Origin of the sequence: Cellvibrio zantedeschiae (assembly GCF_014652535.1) — a bacterium.
GTDB classification, from domain to species: domain Bacteria; phylum Pseudomonadota; class Gammaproteobacteria; order Pseudomonadales; family Cellvibrionaceae; genus Cellvibrio; species Cellvibrio zantedeschiae.
Genome location: NZ_BMYZ01000001.1, coordinates 1,710,409 through 1,722,697, shown reverse-complemented (window position 1 = coordinate 1,722,697; position 12,289 = coordinate 1,710,409). Strand labels below are relative to the sequence as shown.

Here is a 12,289-nt window from a genome sequence, read left to right as displayed (position 1 = left end):
AGGCTTTTCACTATGTTTTCTCTGCGCGTGTTTGCCGTGGTCGTGGTACTGCTTGGCTTTTCGGTATCGTCCCTTGCTAACGATGGTTACCTTGTTTCTGGAAAGGCTTTTAATCTAAAGACGGGAAAGCTGGCCTATAGGGAATTAATTACGGGGCTCGATGAAAATAAAGAAGTCCAGGTGAATTATGCCAAACCCGATGGCGTTATATTTGCGCGTAAGACGTTAAATTATTCAACAGAAGTTTTCCAGCCAGGTTTTGTATTGGATGATGAGCGCGATGACGAAACTGTTTCTGCCGTATTTGATGCTGGCAGGCTCCTCTTAACGCATCGGACAAAAGGCAACTCCCAAACCAAAACACTTTACGAGACTTCCAAGCTAATTATAGACGCCGGTGTTGACTCGTTTATCCAGCAACAATGGCCCAAGCTGACTGCCGGTAAAAAAATTGAATTCGAAGTAGCTGACGCGCGTCATTTAGGTATTGAAAAATTTGTTATTAAAGAAGTTGATGCCAGTGTTTCACCTTTGGCTTATAAAGGCGCAGGCGAAACCTGGAAATATTTTCGGGTAGATACTGCAAATAAATTATCGTCGATATTTACCGAGCCCATGCACTACGCTTATGAGCCCGATGGGCAATATTTAATGCGCTATCAAGGGCGCGCTAATATTGACAACGAAAGTGGTGAGGCGTGGGATGTCCGCATCGAATATGAATATTTTTAGTATGGAGTGTCACGTAGAAAAAAAGCGCCTTGGCGCTTTTTTTTTATTATGAGTGCGAAGCAGTAGTTTGCGGCAAGTAGCTACACCAATCGCTCCAGCTGCCTGGATAAAGTTTTGCGTCTATTCCACACAAGTGAAGTGAAAAAATATTTACGCAAGCAGTCACTCCAGATCCACAATAAACCGCAAGATTTTCCGTGGTAGGTAAATTGCTCCAATGAGCTTTTTGCAAATCAAGCGATTTAACTAATCCTTTATCATCACTTACGTCTTGCCAGAAAAAATTCAGCGCCTTGGGGATATGACCTGCAACGGGATCTATAGGTTCTTCCAAACCCTGAAAACGACGCGGTTCGCGGGAGTCGATTAAGGTGAGCGAACTCTCTTCAAGAATAGTATCCCTATTTACGGTTTTGTTTGCCTGCAAGTCCATTTTGAAACCACCCGATTTCGCTGCAGGTTCGCGTCTGTCTATAGCGCCCTTATTGGCCACCCATGCGTTAAATCCGCCATCCAAAATACGTACATCTGCATGCCCCATATATTTCAATAACCACCAGGCACGTGCGGCATAAGCCATGCGTGAATCGTCGTAAACGACAACAGTTGTGTGTTGGTTAATGCCGACGCTACGCCATTTTTCCTGCAAACGTTCGAAATCGGGAAGCGGATGACGACCTCCGTGAGTCTGTACTGCCGAAGAAAGATCGCGTTCCAGATCAATATAAAATGCACCCGGAATATGACCTTGGCGGTAAAGGGTAAGGCCTTGTGTTTTGTCCATCAAATTGAAACGGCAATCTAATACAACAATTGCTTTATTCAATTGCGCTTGCAGTTCACTGGCAGAAATTAACGAAGGATGCATAAATTGATAGTGGTTGGTTGAATATTGTGCCGATGTTGGCATTATTCCCTGATGCTGTGAAGGGAGAAATTAGCAATTTGAACAGTTTTTTAAGTTTTTATTCTAAATTATTCGCCTTTTGTCCAAGCTTCCGGTTCCTTTCCTTCGAGTTGATAGGCAAAAGCGATGATGTAGGCAACGGCCAAATAGAGTGTCTCCGGGATTTCATCACCCAGCTCCAACTGTACAAGCAACTCCACTAATGCACTGTTATCGCATAGCGGTACCCCGTGCTGCTCCGCAATGGCAATAATGTTATCTGCTACCGCGCCTGTGCCTTTGGCTGTAACAGTGGGTGTACTTTTACCGTCATAAAAAAGAGCGACGGCTTTTTGAATTTTATTATCGGCTGTCATATCAGGTTGAAATATCAATTAAGGAATAGCTAAGTGCCATTGGCTTTTGAGGAGGCATTCCACGCATACACTGAAGATATTTTACGTTAATGCCTTCATTTTCCAGTTGCTTACGCAAACCCTCAAGATGTTCGCGAACTTCAGTAAAAGTTTTTTCCCGTGCTGCCCATAAGGTTGCACTCACTTGTGTATTGACTATCGCCAGCTGCGCGCAAAATTCGCCGAGTGTAGGTAAATCAAATCGCAAGGTCACCGACCATTGTTTTATTTTTGTGGCTGCTCTTTCGGGCTCTGATTCCTTTTTTTCGTCGATCCATTCACGGTCGATTCGTAAGTGCACTTGCTGAACATCGTTATGATGCTTGACGGGAATTTCCAGCTGCCAGGAAGTGCTCGGTGCGTTGGTGTCTTTAGTTTCCAACTCATGATTCACACTGTGCAATTGTTGTAACTGGATTTTTGCCAAGCTATGCAAACTGTGTTGTTGCAACAACACTAAAAGTTGCGATCGCAGTTCTTTGTTAGATAATTCTTTTACGGGCTTTTGCATTAATTCTTGAATAAACATTCCCAGCACTTGGCTAGCATCATGCTTACTGTTCAGGTTAAGCGAAGCTCCCGGTGTTTGGTGAAAGAATGGAGTGCTTCCCAAATTTTGAAATAATCGTAAAGTTTGTTCGCTTGAGATGGGTTTGCTATTGCCGCTTAATTCTTGTGTGGTTCGATTTAATAGCGTTAACAGTGAGCCTTTTAAGTCTTGTGAATAAGTGTTGCTTAATTTGTGGCTAGTATTTGCAGTGGGGCTTTCTTTTGTTGCCTGCTCATTAAGCTTGCTCTCAAAAAATACTCCGGAATCTTTTAAGGTTTGGGCCATGACTTTGGGTTGCGCAAGTTGTTCTGGTGAACGAATTTTCGCTGCAATGCTCTTTAATGCTTGTTCAACACTTGGCGGAAACAGCTCTGCTCTGGCTGTTGCGGGCATTTTTTGCAATTGTAAAACCGCTGAGAGCAAACTATCAGGTGTGTCCCTATGCGGCAAAAGATTACGCAATTGTTCGCTCACAATAGCTTTGGCTGAAATAGTTTCGCTGTTACTGTGTTTAATGTCTGTTTTTGTTGATAGCTTTAAAGGAAGATCATTTGTGTTGTAGAGATTTATTTTGTGTTGTTGCAGATTTTTAGTGGCTGCATCTGTTTGTGGTGTGGTTGTTAATATTTTTTCCGGTAGCGGTTTAGTTTGTTCGCTATCTGGCGATACTAGATTTGATGCAACGGATTCTTTTACCAGGGTTGTTAAATTTTTTTCTGTGCCAGGCGTCGGTGAGGTTTTGTTAGTTAATTCTGCTTTAGTTAATTCAGCAACAGTTGATTTCACTAAATCAGTAACTGTTTGGGCTGTTTTGGTATTTGTTGGCTGTGGGGCAGTAACCGTATTGCTGGCAGTAGATGTTGTGGGTGGCATTAAGTTTTTAGTGGGAGCTGAGTCAGCAACCAAGTCAACAGCATCCGCGCCCGGCAAATCCAATAGCACCAGTTTTTGGGGGCTCTGCAATTGTATGGGAATGCTTTGTCCTGTAGTTATCGGCCTATCGCTATAAGTTAGCAGCGGTCGATTATTAACCACCAGATTAATCCATTTTAATTCCGGCGATTGAATAAGCTGTTGTTGTTGCAGTAAACGTGCAATTTCATTTTTGATTGCAGGTGTTAATTTTCCAACAGCTTGTTGATTGAGTTGTGTTAACGCGGCTGAGGTCTGCTTTAATAATTCTTCGCGTTCTGCAGCAGTAACCGGTGCTGTTGATACAACGCTGGCCATAACTGTTTTCCCCAAAACCAAATTTAAAACGCGGCTCAAAACAGCGAGTTGCTCGGTGCTTTTTTGTTCCAGCGCTTTAATCAGATTTTGGGGAATATTGGTTATATCCATGCTCGGCTTTTATCCGGTAAAGGAGAAGGTTGGATTTCTTTCAATTTCTTTACATATCTTTGACCCCGGTCATTAATAAGGCGTGAAAGACGTGGGGGCTGCGGCTATAATCGCCCGGCAAATTGCTCTTGGGCATTAAAGATTCTTAGATTATAGCGACCTCTGGATGGAAATCCTGAGCTCTTCTCTTGAACCGCTGAAAATAACGCTGGTTCCTTAATATCGGTTGGATTATTTCCTTGGCTGCGATACCTCTGCTAGAACTGCGTAATTTGGCTTGCGAGCGCGACGAACGTTTTTTGTTCGCCCAGCTCAACGCACGCTTTTATGCAGGGCAGATGGTGCAAATCCTTGGGCCAAATGGCAGCGGCAAAACTACCTTACTGCGCATATTGGCGGGAGTAACACAGGACTTCCACGGTCAGATTGAATGGCAAGGGAAGGAGATATCGAAAGCTCGCTGGGAATACGCAAGTGATCTTCTCTACCTGGGCCATTTAGCCGGCATCAAAAAATCCTTGACCCCTTTGGAAAATCTCCGTTGGTACGCTGCCAGCCAAGGGGTGACGGATGATCAGGTTTTGATCGCTGCCTTGGCGCAAGTTCAGTTGGCAGGCTACGAAGATACGCCTTCTTATCGCTTATCCGCGGGGCAGTTGCGTCGAGTGGCCTTGGCGCGCCTGGAGTTTAGTCGCGCTAAAGTCTGGATTTTGGATGAACCATTCACTGCGTTGGATAAATCCGGTGTTGCCCAATTGGAGGCTCGCCTGGCGGCCCATGCCCAATCCGGCGGTTTGGTATTGGTTACTTCACATCAAGATATAAAGCTCCCGGATCTACAATTGTTGGATTTGCAGAACTTTCCTGCGCTTGGCCACTCTGTGCGAGAGGATGCCGCCTATGGCTGAGCCATCTTCATTGTTTCTCGCAACGCTTAAACGTGATCTAACCCTGGCGTTTCGTAACCGGGGCGATATGGTCAACCCATTAGTGTTCTTTCTGATCGCCATCACCATGATTCCGCTTGCGTTAGGGCCGGAAAAAGCGGTTTTAATGCGTATAGCTCCGGGTATTATCTGGGTGATGGCATTATTGGCGACACTTCTGTCACTCGATAATTTGTTTCGCAGTGATTTTGATGATGGCTCCCTTGAACAATTATTGATTTCACCTTATCCCTTATCCTTGGCCGTAGCTGCCAAAGTGTTTGTTCATTGGTTGGCAACAGGTTTACCGCTGACGTTAATGGCGCCTTTGTTGGGCGTTATGTTGTCATTGCCTGAGAAAGCTTTTGGGGCGCTGGTTTTGTCTTTGGTGCTGGGTACCGCAGCTATGAGCTTGATAGGGTCAATAGGTGCAGCGCTTACCGTCGGATTGCGCAAGGGCGGGGTGTTGATCTCGCTGATTGTTATGCCGCTTTATATCCCTATTTTAATTTTTGGTGCCAGTGCGGTTCAAACTGCGGCATTGGGCGAGGCGTATACTATGCAGCTTGCTGTGCTCGGGGCAGGTTTGGCCATCGCTTTGGTATTGGCCCCACTCGCAGCAGCTGGGGCTCTGCGGGTGAGTGTGAATGGTTAGAGGATTCTTATGAATTGGCAATGGTTTCATCGTTTAGGGTCACCGCGCTGGTTTTACGAAAAAACCAATGCGTGGCTACCCTGGCTTATGGTTTCTGCTTGGGGCCTGCTACTTATTGGCGGTGTTTGGGGGCTCGCTTTTGCGCCCGAAGATGCAAAACAACACAATAGCTTTCGCATTTTGTATATACATGCGCCGGTCGCTTACGTCTCAATGAGTTGTTATTACCTCATGGCCATTTCAGGCGCTGTAGGCCTCATTTGGAAAATGAAATTGCCCTTTATGGTTATGAAAGCCTGTGCACCGATTGGATTAGGTTTAACCATTGTGGTGTTGGCGACGGGTTCTATTTGGGGCAAACCGACTTGGGGAACCTGGTGGGAATGGGACGCGCGTTTAACATCCTATTTGATTTTAAGTTTTTTATATCTTGGTGCTATTGCCTTGCAACAAGCGTTTCAAAACCGTGATACAGCAGACAGAGCAAGCGCAATTTTGGCATTGGTAGGCATGGTCAACATCCCCATTATTTATAAATCTGTTGATTGGTGGTACACGCTGCATCAACCTGCAACGCTTAAAATCGTTGGTAAATCTACAATTGCTCCGTCGATGTTGTACCCTCTATTTGTCATGATTATTGCCTTCTACATATTCTTTACCCTGGTGTTAATTTTATATACCCGCACCGAAATTTTACGTCGTGAAAGTCGCACCCAGTGGGTTAAAGATATTGTGTTGGGTAAGGAAGAAGGCGCGCGCTCATGAAATTTCAATTTGATTCGCTAGCGGCATTTGCTCATATGGATGGTCATGGAGTTTTTGTGTGGACCGCCTATGCGATTGTGTACGGAATTTTAATTTATTTGACTGTTAGTCCTTTAATTCAAAAAAAGGCATTTTTGAAGCAGCAAAAAAAATGGCAACACTTGCAGAAAGATCCCAGTTCACCTTGAGTCGATGTCAGGGGAAATCCGGCACCAAATGCTGCTACCCCTTGGGAATGATTAAAACTTTTTTATAGAAATTATTTATGCATCCAGTACGTAAGCAGCGTTTGATTTTAGTAATAGCTGGCGTGGTGTTCAGCAGCATCGCTATTGGCTTAATTGTTTATGCCATGCGTGAAAACATTAATCTTTTTTATCCGCCTAGTAAAATTGCCAGTGGTGAAGCGCCGCACAATCGCGCTATTCGCGGCGGTGGCTGTGTGAAGCCTGGCAGCGTAGTGCGCGCATCTGACAGTCTTGATATTAAATTTGTTCTTACCGATGGAATAGCTGAAGTGCCCGTTAAATTCTCTGGCATATTGCCCGATTTATTTGCAGAAGGTGAAGCGGCTGTTGTTAATGGAAAAGTCGATGAAAAAGGTATTTTCAACGCAGAGCAAGTTTTGGCGAAGCACGACGAAACCTATACGCCACCAGAAGTTGCCAGCATGAATAAAGGCGATGACCACAAAAATGATCAAGCCGTGTGTAAGGGGATGAATTATGGTTCCTAGTTTAATGGTCCCGGAGCTAGGTCACTTTGCGCTGGTGCTCGCACTTTGCATTTGCATCGCGTTATTCGTGTTGCCAATGATAGGTGCACATTACGGCAATCAATTATTGATGCACACCAGTCGTTCTTTTGCCGCCGGTTTTTTTATTTTTGTTGCCATTGCGTTTTATTGTTTATCGTATTCGTTCGCGCATGATGATTTTTCCGTCAAATATGTTGCCAGCAATTCAAATAGCTTATTACCCTGGTACTACAAGCTCTGTGCAGTTTGGGGTGGTCACGAAGGCTCACTGTTGCTTTGGGTTTTAATGTTGTCCGGTTGGACTTTTGCGGTTTCTATTTTTAGTAAATCTTTACCGCTTGATATGCAAGCGCGTGTTTTATCTCTGCTCGGTTTTGTTGCTATCGGATTTTTGTCGTTCATGTTGCTGACATCAAATCCTTTTGATCGCATTTTGCCAATTCCGCCGCAAGATGGTGGCGATTTAAATCCGGCCTTGCAAGATTTTGGTTTTATCATCCATCCACCCATTTTATATATGGGGTACGTTGGCTTTAGTGTGGTATTTGCGTTCGCCATCGCTGCTTTACTAACAGGCAGATTAGATAGCGCTTGGGCGCGCTGGTCTCGTCCATGGGCAACTATGGCGTGGGGATTTTTGTCTGTAGGTATTGCGCTGGGTAGTTGGTGGGCCTATTACGAATTAGGTTGGGGTGACTGGTGGTTTTGGGACCCGGTTGAAAATGCTTCCTTTATGCCTTGGATTGTTGGTACTGCTTTAATTCATTCACTTGCAGTCACAGAAAAACGCAGCCTATTCAAAAACTGGACAATCCTGCTCGCTATTTTTACTTTCTCCTTGAGCTTGTTGGGAACTTTTATTGTTCGCTCCGGTTTGCTGACATCAGTGCATGCGTTTGCGTCAGATCCAGCGCGCGGTGTTTTTATTCTCGGATTTTTATTGGTTGTGGTTGGTGGCTCGCTGGTGCTTTATGCCTTCCGTGCCCCTGTAGTAAAAAGTGAAGTAGGCTTTAGTTGGTTCTCACGCGAAACTTTGTTGATGGGCAACAATATTATTTTGTTGGTTGTTATGCTGACTGTTTTGCTGGGAACACTTTACCCCATGATCGCCGATGCAATGGGATGGGGAAAAATTTCCGTTGGGCCGCCTTATTTTAATTTTTTCTTTCTGCCTTTAATGGGGCTCTTATGTTTGTTAATGGCCTTAGGTCCGGTTGCTAATTGGAAGCATACCCAACCAAAACAATTATTGCGTTTGTTGTGGAAGCCTTGGGTGCTGAGTTTGGTTTCCGCCATTCTTATTCCGTGGTTGTACGCGGATGAATTCAAATGGTTTGCCGCCTTGGCTGTTTTTATCGCTAGCTGGATCGCAACAGCCATAGTTGCAGACATTATTTATCGTCTACGTCACGCTAATTCTATCCTTGCAGGCGTTAAAAAATTAAGCCTGAGTTATTACGCTATGCTTTTGGCGCACTTGGGTATTGCTGTGAGTTTAATAGGTGTTTCCTTCACAACCATTTACAGCACTGAACGTGATTTGCGCATGGAAGAACATCAAACCGCAAAAATTATGGATTACGAATTTACCCTGCAATCTTTGCAGCAAGTTAAAGGCCCTAACTATACCGCAGATGAAGCTTTGATCACTGTAAATTACAAAGGCAAAGCTTTAGCTGATATGCGCCCACAAAAACGCCGTTACTACGCGCGCGCAAGTATGACGACAGAAGTTGCAATTAATCCCGGATTCTTTCGCGACCTTTATGTGGCAATGGGAGAGCCAGTTGCTGAAAAAGCCTGGGCGATGCGTGTTCATGTGAGGCCTTTTGTGCGTTGGATTTGGCTAGGCGCATTGATGATGGCGTTTGGCGCAGTCTTGGGTGCAGCGGATAAACGCTATCGCAAACAACAAGCGAAAGCTGAGCAGAAAGAAACGAGTTTTGTATCGGCTGGCGCTAGTGGGAAGGTTGCAGCTCATGAATAAGCAGCGTGCTTTATTATTTATTCCATTGATTATATTTGCTGTGCTCGCCGCTTTTTTTTGGCGTGGACTATCGTTAAACCCCAACGATATGCCGTCAGCATTGTTGAATAAACCAGTACCTAAATTCTCTTTGCCCCGTTTGGTAAATCAGGAAGAATTCCGTAACGAAAAAATTCTGCAGGGTAAAGTGACCTTGTTAAATGTGTGGTCAACTACCTGCGTTACTTGTCGTGAAGAACATGCCTTTCTTAACGAATTAAATAAACAAGGCATGCACATTGTTGGCGTTGACCATAAAGATGACACGGCTGACGCCAAGCGCTGGATCGCTGAGCTGGGCAATCCTTATGATGATATTGTTGTAGATGAGGAAGGGTTGCTGGGATTGGATCTGGGTGTGTTTGGTTTGCCAGAGACCTATGTGATCGATAAACAAGGTGTTATTCGCTACAAACACATTGGTGATGTTAATCAAAAAGTATGGACTGAAACCATTCTGCCGATAGTCAAAGCCTTAGAGAACAAATAAGTCAAACAAAAGCCCTGGTGTGCTGGTCATTTGACTATCGCACCAGGGCTTTGTCATATCGGGCACATGGATAATGCCTACAGCCTGTTAAGTTGATTTACATCAATACTCCCAAAGCTGGTCTTTGTAGACTGAAAGCATCCCAACCGCTGGGTCTTTTAACTGGAGAAATGTATGTATATTGATACTGTGGTAGCGTCTGGTTTGATCATTGTTGCTTTGATTTGTGTAATGGCAGCTTATATTGGTGTTTTCGCCTACAAACATATCAAGCAGGATGTAGCGGCATCAGAAAAGGCCGGGCTGCAAAAATAACAGGCATAAAAAAAGTCCCTTGTAGGGACTTTTTAAAATCGAATTCGGTAGGTAAGTGGCGGACCGGACGGGGCTCGAACCCGCGACCTCCGGCGTGACAGGCCGGCATTCTAACCGGCTGAACTACCGGTCCGCAAAACAAGAAACCTTTTGTTGAGAACACAATTACTTTTTGAGTAAGTGTGGTGGGCGGTACAAGACTCGAACTTGTGACCCATGCCTTGTAAGGGCATTGCTCTACCAACTGAGCTAACCGCCCGATGAGGTGACGCGCATTCTAATGATCTGGAAGATTTGGTCAACCACTTTTTCAAAGATTTTTTTAAATTCTGCAAATAAATCATTTTTTGGTTAAATAACAAACGCTTGCGCTGTTTTTTCAAACGCATCTGCAATTGTTCACGAGTTCCCGCGACTCTTGGTATACTTCGCCCATCAATTTTTCGGGGTGGGGTCATGGGCTTTTCAGTTAAAACATTTTTGCTGCTGTTAGCGTTGTTATTTTCGACAATCAATGCGTTTGCGGCAATTGAAACCCATGAGTTTGATAATGAACTTGATCGCCAACGTTACCAAAGTTTTATTCAGGAAATGCGTTGCCCGAAATGTCAAAACCAAAATCTGGCGGGGAGTGATTCACCTATTTCTGCCGATCTGCGCCACAAAATCTACGAGATGATCAAACTAGGTAAATCAGATAAAGAGATTGTTGATTTTATGGTGGAGCGCTACGGTGATTTTATTTTGTATCGCCCACGAGTTACTCCAGCCACTTATGTTTTATGGAGCGCACCTCTTGTAATTCTGGTTGTTGGTGCCTTGGTATTAATTTTAATAATACGCCGTCGCCGCCAATTATCTCTTGAGGTAACTAGTAAAAGTTTAAATTCAGATGAACAGGCCCGTTTGGCAAATCTCTTGAGTTCCAGTGTTACAAAAACAGAAAGCAAAAGCGACGAGGAGCCGCGTTCATGATAGGTCTATGGTCATCACTCGTTGTATTAATGGTTATTGCCTTGGCATTTTTCTTGTGGCCTTTGTGGCGATATAAAAATTCACTAAATAGCGCTGCGCTTACCCAGGCGGAAACAGAGCGTCGTCTGGCAGAAAATGTCAGGATTTTTCGCGAGCATCTTGGCGAGTTGGAAAATAGTCTGGCCGCTCAAAGTATCAGTAGCGAAGAGTTCTCACTTCTTAAAGTAGAGTTGGAGCGTAACCTGCTTGCTGACGAAGCAAGCTTGCGCGCACAGCAATTGCCATCTTCCCAGCGTTTGGGTGTTAAAGTTGCGGTGGGATTCACTGTGCTTGTGTTGGTGTTCGGGGTTTTCTTTTACCGTGAACGCGGCAATTTAATTGATGTATACATCCAAAATTTACAGCAGGAAAAATTGCAGCTTGATTATCAGGATATGATCCAAAATAAAGATCCGAATCCTGCCAGAGCCCAACAATTAATCACCGAGTTTGAATCTCGATTGCAACAAAAACCAGATAACGTTCAATACTGGTTTTTGTTAGCGCGCGCACAAATGGAGGTTGGTAATTTTGCTGAGGGTGCCAAGGCTTATCAGCGTGTGCTTGAGCTTGATTCCAAATCAGCAATGATTATGGCGGAATTGGCGCAAGCTTTATTTTTGCGCGATGGAAATAAAACAACGCCAGAAGCGGTTGATTTGGCGAAACAAGCTTTGGCGCTGGACCCAAAAAACACTATGGCCTTAGGGCTCTTGGGTATAGATGCGTACAGTAAAAAAGATTACCGCGCAACGATTCGCTATTGGCAAAAATCTGTTGATTTATTGAGCCCGGATTCGCAAGGTCGTCGCGCTTTGTTGGCTGGGATAGAAAAGGCAAAACAATCCTATATTGCAGAAGGCGGTAAAGCAGAAGATCTAATATCCAGGTCTGCTTACGCTGTAAAACTTTCAGTAAGCCTTGGTGATAAGGTTAAAGCTACCTCAGATCAAGTTGTATTTATTTACGCTCGTGCTTGGCAAGGTTCGCCAATGCCCTTAGCAATTGCTCGTATCAAAGTTAGCGATTTGCCTACAACCATTCAACTTGACGAGACTATGGCTATGTCACCTGCAGCGAGCCTGGCGACTGCGACAGATATTGAAGTTGTTGCTCGCATTTCACCTTCGGGCTCGGCCAAGGCTGAACCGGGCGATTGGATTGCCAAGCAAGGCCCCGTATCAATGGCTGCTATACCAGAAAAAATTGATTTACTGATTAACGAACAGGTTTCAACCAACTAGATTTAGACGACTGTTAGTTAATTTTTAAATTGGTTATTTTGTGAAAAGACGCTAGACAATTTTTTATTGATCTAGCGTAATAGGGAATTCTTGCGTTCATAAATGCAATAGATGATTGGTTGTCATCTATTGCTTCCACTTTACGCCATTCAGCTATAAGGATTTTTTG

Annotated in this window: 14 protein-coding genes and 2 tRNA genes; 11 read left to right on the top strand and 5 right to left on the bottom strand. The window is 44.4% G+C overall.

The features are described from left to right. The first annotated feature begins 12 nt into the window (after window positions 1-12). The gene (locus IE104_RS07640) at window positions 13-732 is read left to right on the top strand and encodes a hypothetical protein (protein ID WP_189417201.1); all 720 of its coding nucleotides are present in this window, start codon (window positions 13-15) and stop codon (window positions 730-732) included. Window positions 733-778: 46 nt separating this feature from the next. Here the strand turns inward: IE104_RS07640 and IE104_RS07635 are convergent, their stop codons facing one another. From IE104_RS07635 to fliK, 3 genes are all read right to left on the bottom strand, one after another. After that, window positions 779-1,642 carry a sulfurtransferase gene (locus tag IE104_RS07635; RefSeq protein ID WP_229837709.1) on the bottom strand — a complete coding sequence of 288 codons (864 nt, stop codon included), beginning with the start codon at window positions 1,640-1,642 and terminating at the stop codon, window positions 779-781. Between the two features lie 65 nt (window positions 1,643-1,707). After that, the gene (locus IE104_RS07630) at window positions 1,708-1,995 is read right to left on the bottom strand and encodes an EscU/YscU/HrcU family type III secretion system export apparatus switch protein (RefSeq protein WP_189417199.1); all 288 of its coding nucleotides are present in this window, start codon (window positions 1,993-1,995) and stop codon (window positions 1,708-1,710) included. A 1-nt stretch (window position 1,996) separates the two neighbouring features. Further along, window positions 1,997-3,925: a flagellar hook-length control protein FliK gene (gene fliK / locus IE104_RS07625; protein ID WP_189417197.1), complete on the bottom strand. Its 1,929-nt coding sequence runs from the start codon at window positions 3,923-3,925 to the stop codon at window positions 1,997-1,999. Window positions 3,926-4,164: 239 nt separating this feature from the next. Here fliK and ccmA point away from each other — a divergent pair, with 239 nt between their 5' ends. The 8 genes from ccmA to IE104_RS07585 all read left to right on the top strand — a co-directional run bounded on the left by ccmA (window position 4,165) and on the right by IE104_RS07585 (window position 9,862). Continuing rightward, window positions 4,165-4,833, top strand: a complete 669-nt coding sequence (gene ccmA, locus IE104_RS07620) for a cytochrome c biogenesis heme-transporting ATPase CcmA (RefSeq protein ID WP_229837707.1) — start codon at window positions 4,165-4,167, stop codon at window positions 4,831-4,833. Beyond that, entirely contained in the window at window positions 4,826-5,506 is a 681-nt protein-coding gene (gene ccmB / locus IE104_RS07615; RefSeq protein WP_229837705.1) for a heme exporter protein CcmB, read from the top strand. Before ccmA ends, ccmB begins: the two co-directional genes overlap by 8 nt. A gap of 9 nt (window positions 5,507-5,515) precedes the next feature. Continuing rightward, a complete protein-coding gene (locus IE104_RS07610) occupies window positions 5,516-6,274 on the top strand; it encodes a heme ABC transporter permease (RefSeq protein WP_189417193.1) in 759 nt (252 codons plus the stop codon). Further along, window positions 6,271-6,462 carry a heme exporter protein CcmD gene (gene ccmD / locus IE104_RS07605; RefSeq protein ID WP_189417191.1) on the top strand — a complete coding sequence of 64 codons (192 nt, stop codon included), beginning with the start codon at window positions 6,271-6,273 and terminating at the stop codon, window positions 6,460-6,462. Before IE104_RS07610 ends, ccmD begins: the two co-directional genes overlap by 4 nt. Window positions 6,463-6,539: 77 nt before the next feature. Then, entirely contained in the window at window positions 6,540-7,010 is a 471-nt protein-coding gene (ccmE, locus tag IE104_RS07600) for a cytochrome c maturation protein CcmE (protein WP_189417190.1), read from the top strand. 4 nt (window positions 7,011-7,014) lie between these two features. After that, a complete protein-coding gene (locus IE104_RS07595; RefSeq protein WP_189418371.1) occupies window positions 7,015-9,018 on the top strand; it encodes a heme lyase CcmF/NrfE family subunit in 2,004 nt (667 codons plus the stop codon). Then, the gene (locus IE104_RS07590) at window positions 9,011-9,547 is read left to right on the top strand and encodes a DsbE family thiol:disulfide interchange protein (protein ID WP_189417188.1); all 537 of its coding nucleotides are present in this window, start codon (window positions 9,011-9,013) and stop codon (window positions 9,545-9,547) included. The genes IE104_RS07595 and IE104_RS07590 overlap by 8 nt, the downstream gene beginning before the upstream one ends. Window positions 9,548-9,721: 174 nt before the next feature. Further along, window positions 9,722-9,862: a hypothetical protein gene (locus tag IE104_RS07585; RefSeq protein ID WP_189417187.1), complete on the top strand. Its 141-nt coding sequence runs from the start codon at window positions 9,722-9,724 to the stop codon at window positions 9,860-9,862. A gap of 56 nt (window positions 9,863-9,918) precedes the next feature. Here the strand turns inward: IE104_RS07585 and IE104_RS07580 are convergent. Together IE104_RS07580 and IE104_RS07575 are read right to left on the bottom strand one after the other, a co-directional pair. Beyond that, window positions 9,919-9,995 (bottom strand) — tRNA-Asp (locus IE104_RS07580). Window positions 9,996-10,045: 50 nt separating this feature from the next. Continuing rightward, window positions 10,046-10,121: transfer RNA gene (locus tag IE104_RS07575), tRNA-Val, on the bottom strand. 197 nt (window positions 10,122-10,318) lie between these two features. Here IE104_RS07575 and IE104_RS07570 point away from each other — a divergent pair. Next, a complete protein-coding gene (locus tag IE104_RS07570) occupies window positions 10,319-10,837 on the top strand; it encodes a cytochrome c-type biogenesis protein (protein WP_189417185.1) in 519 nt (172 codons plus the stop codon). Continuing rightward, on the top strand, window positions 10,834-12,120 hold the full coding sequence (gene ccmI, locus IE104_RS07565; RefSeq protein ID WP_189417184.1) for a c-type cytochrome biogenesis protein CcmI: 1,287 nt from the start codon (window positions 10,834-10,836) through the stop codon (window positions 12,118-12,120). Before IE104_RS07570 ends, ccmI begins: the two co-directional genes overlap by 4 nt. Window positions 12,121-12,289 lie beyond the last annotated feature (169 nt).

Bases quoted from the DNA above. Each gene is read 5' to 3' on its own strand.
- ccmD (WP_189417191.1), top strand. From the start codon at position 6,271: ATGAAATTTCAATTTGATTCGCTAGCGGCATTTGCTCATATGGATGGT.
- IE104_RS07640 (WP_189417201.1), top strand. From the start codon at position 13: ATGTTTTCTCTGCGCGTGTTTGCCGTGGTCGTGGTACTGCTTGGCTTT.
- IE104_RS07590 (WP_189417188.1), top strand. From the start codon at position 9,011: ATGAATAAGCAGCGTGCTTTATTATTTATTCCATTGATTATATTTGCT.
- IE104_RS07630 (WP_189417199.1), bottom strand. From the start codon at position 1,995: ATGACAGCCGATAATAAAATTCAAAAAGCCGTCGCTCTTTTTTATGAC.
- IE104_RS07595 (WP_189418371.1), top strand. From the start codon at position 7,015: ATGGTCCCGGAGCTAGGTCACTTTGCGCTGGTGCTCGCACTTTGCATT.
- ccmI (WP_189417184.1), top strand. From the start codon at position 10,834: ATGATAGGTCTATGGTCATCACTCGTTGTATTAATGGTTATTGCCTTG.
- ccmE (WP_189417190.1), top strand. From the start codon at position 6,540: ATGCATCCAGTACGTAAGCAGCGTTTGATTTTAGTAATAGCTGGCGTG.
- IE104_RS07570 (WP_189417185.1), top strand. From the start codon at position 10,319: ATGGGCTTTTCAGTTAAAACATTTTTGCTGCTGTTAGCGTTGTTATTT.
- IE104_RS07635 (WP_229837709.1), bottom strand. From the start codon at position 1,642: ATGCCAACATCGGCACAATATTCAACCAACCACTATCAATTTATGCAT.
- fliK (WP_189417197.1), bottom strand. From the start codon at position 3,925: ATGGATATAACCAATATTCCCCAAAATCTGATTAAAGCGCTGGAACAA.
- ccmB (WP_229837705.1), top strand. From the start codon at position 4,826: ATGGCTGAGCCATCTTCATTGTTTCTCGCAACGCTTAAACGTGATCTA.
- IE104_RS07585 (WP_189417187.1), top strand. From the start codon at position 9,722: ATGTATATTGATACTGTGGTAGCGTCTGGTTTGATCATTGTTGCTTTG.
- IE104_RS07610 (WP_189417193.1), top strand. From the start codon at position 5,516: ATGAATTGGCAATGGTTTCATCGTTTAGGGTCACCGCGCTGGTTTTAC.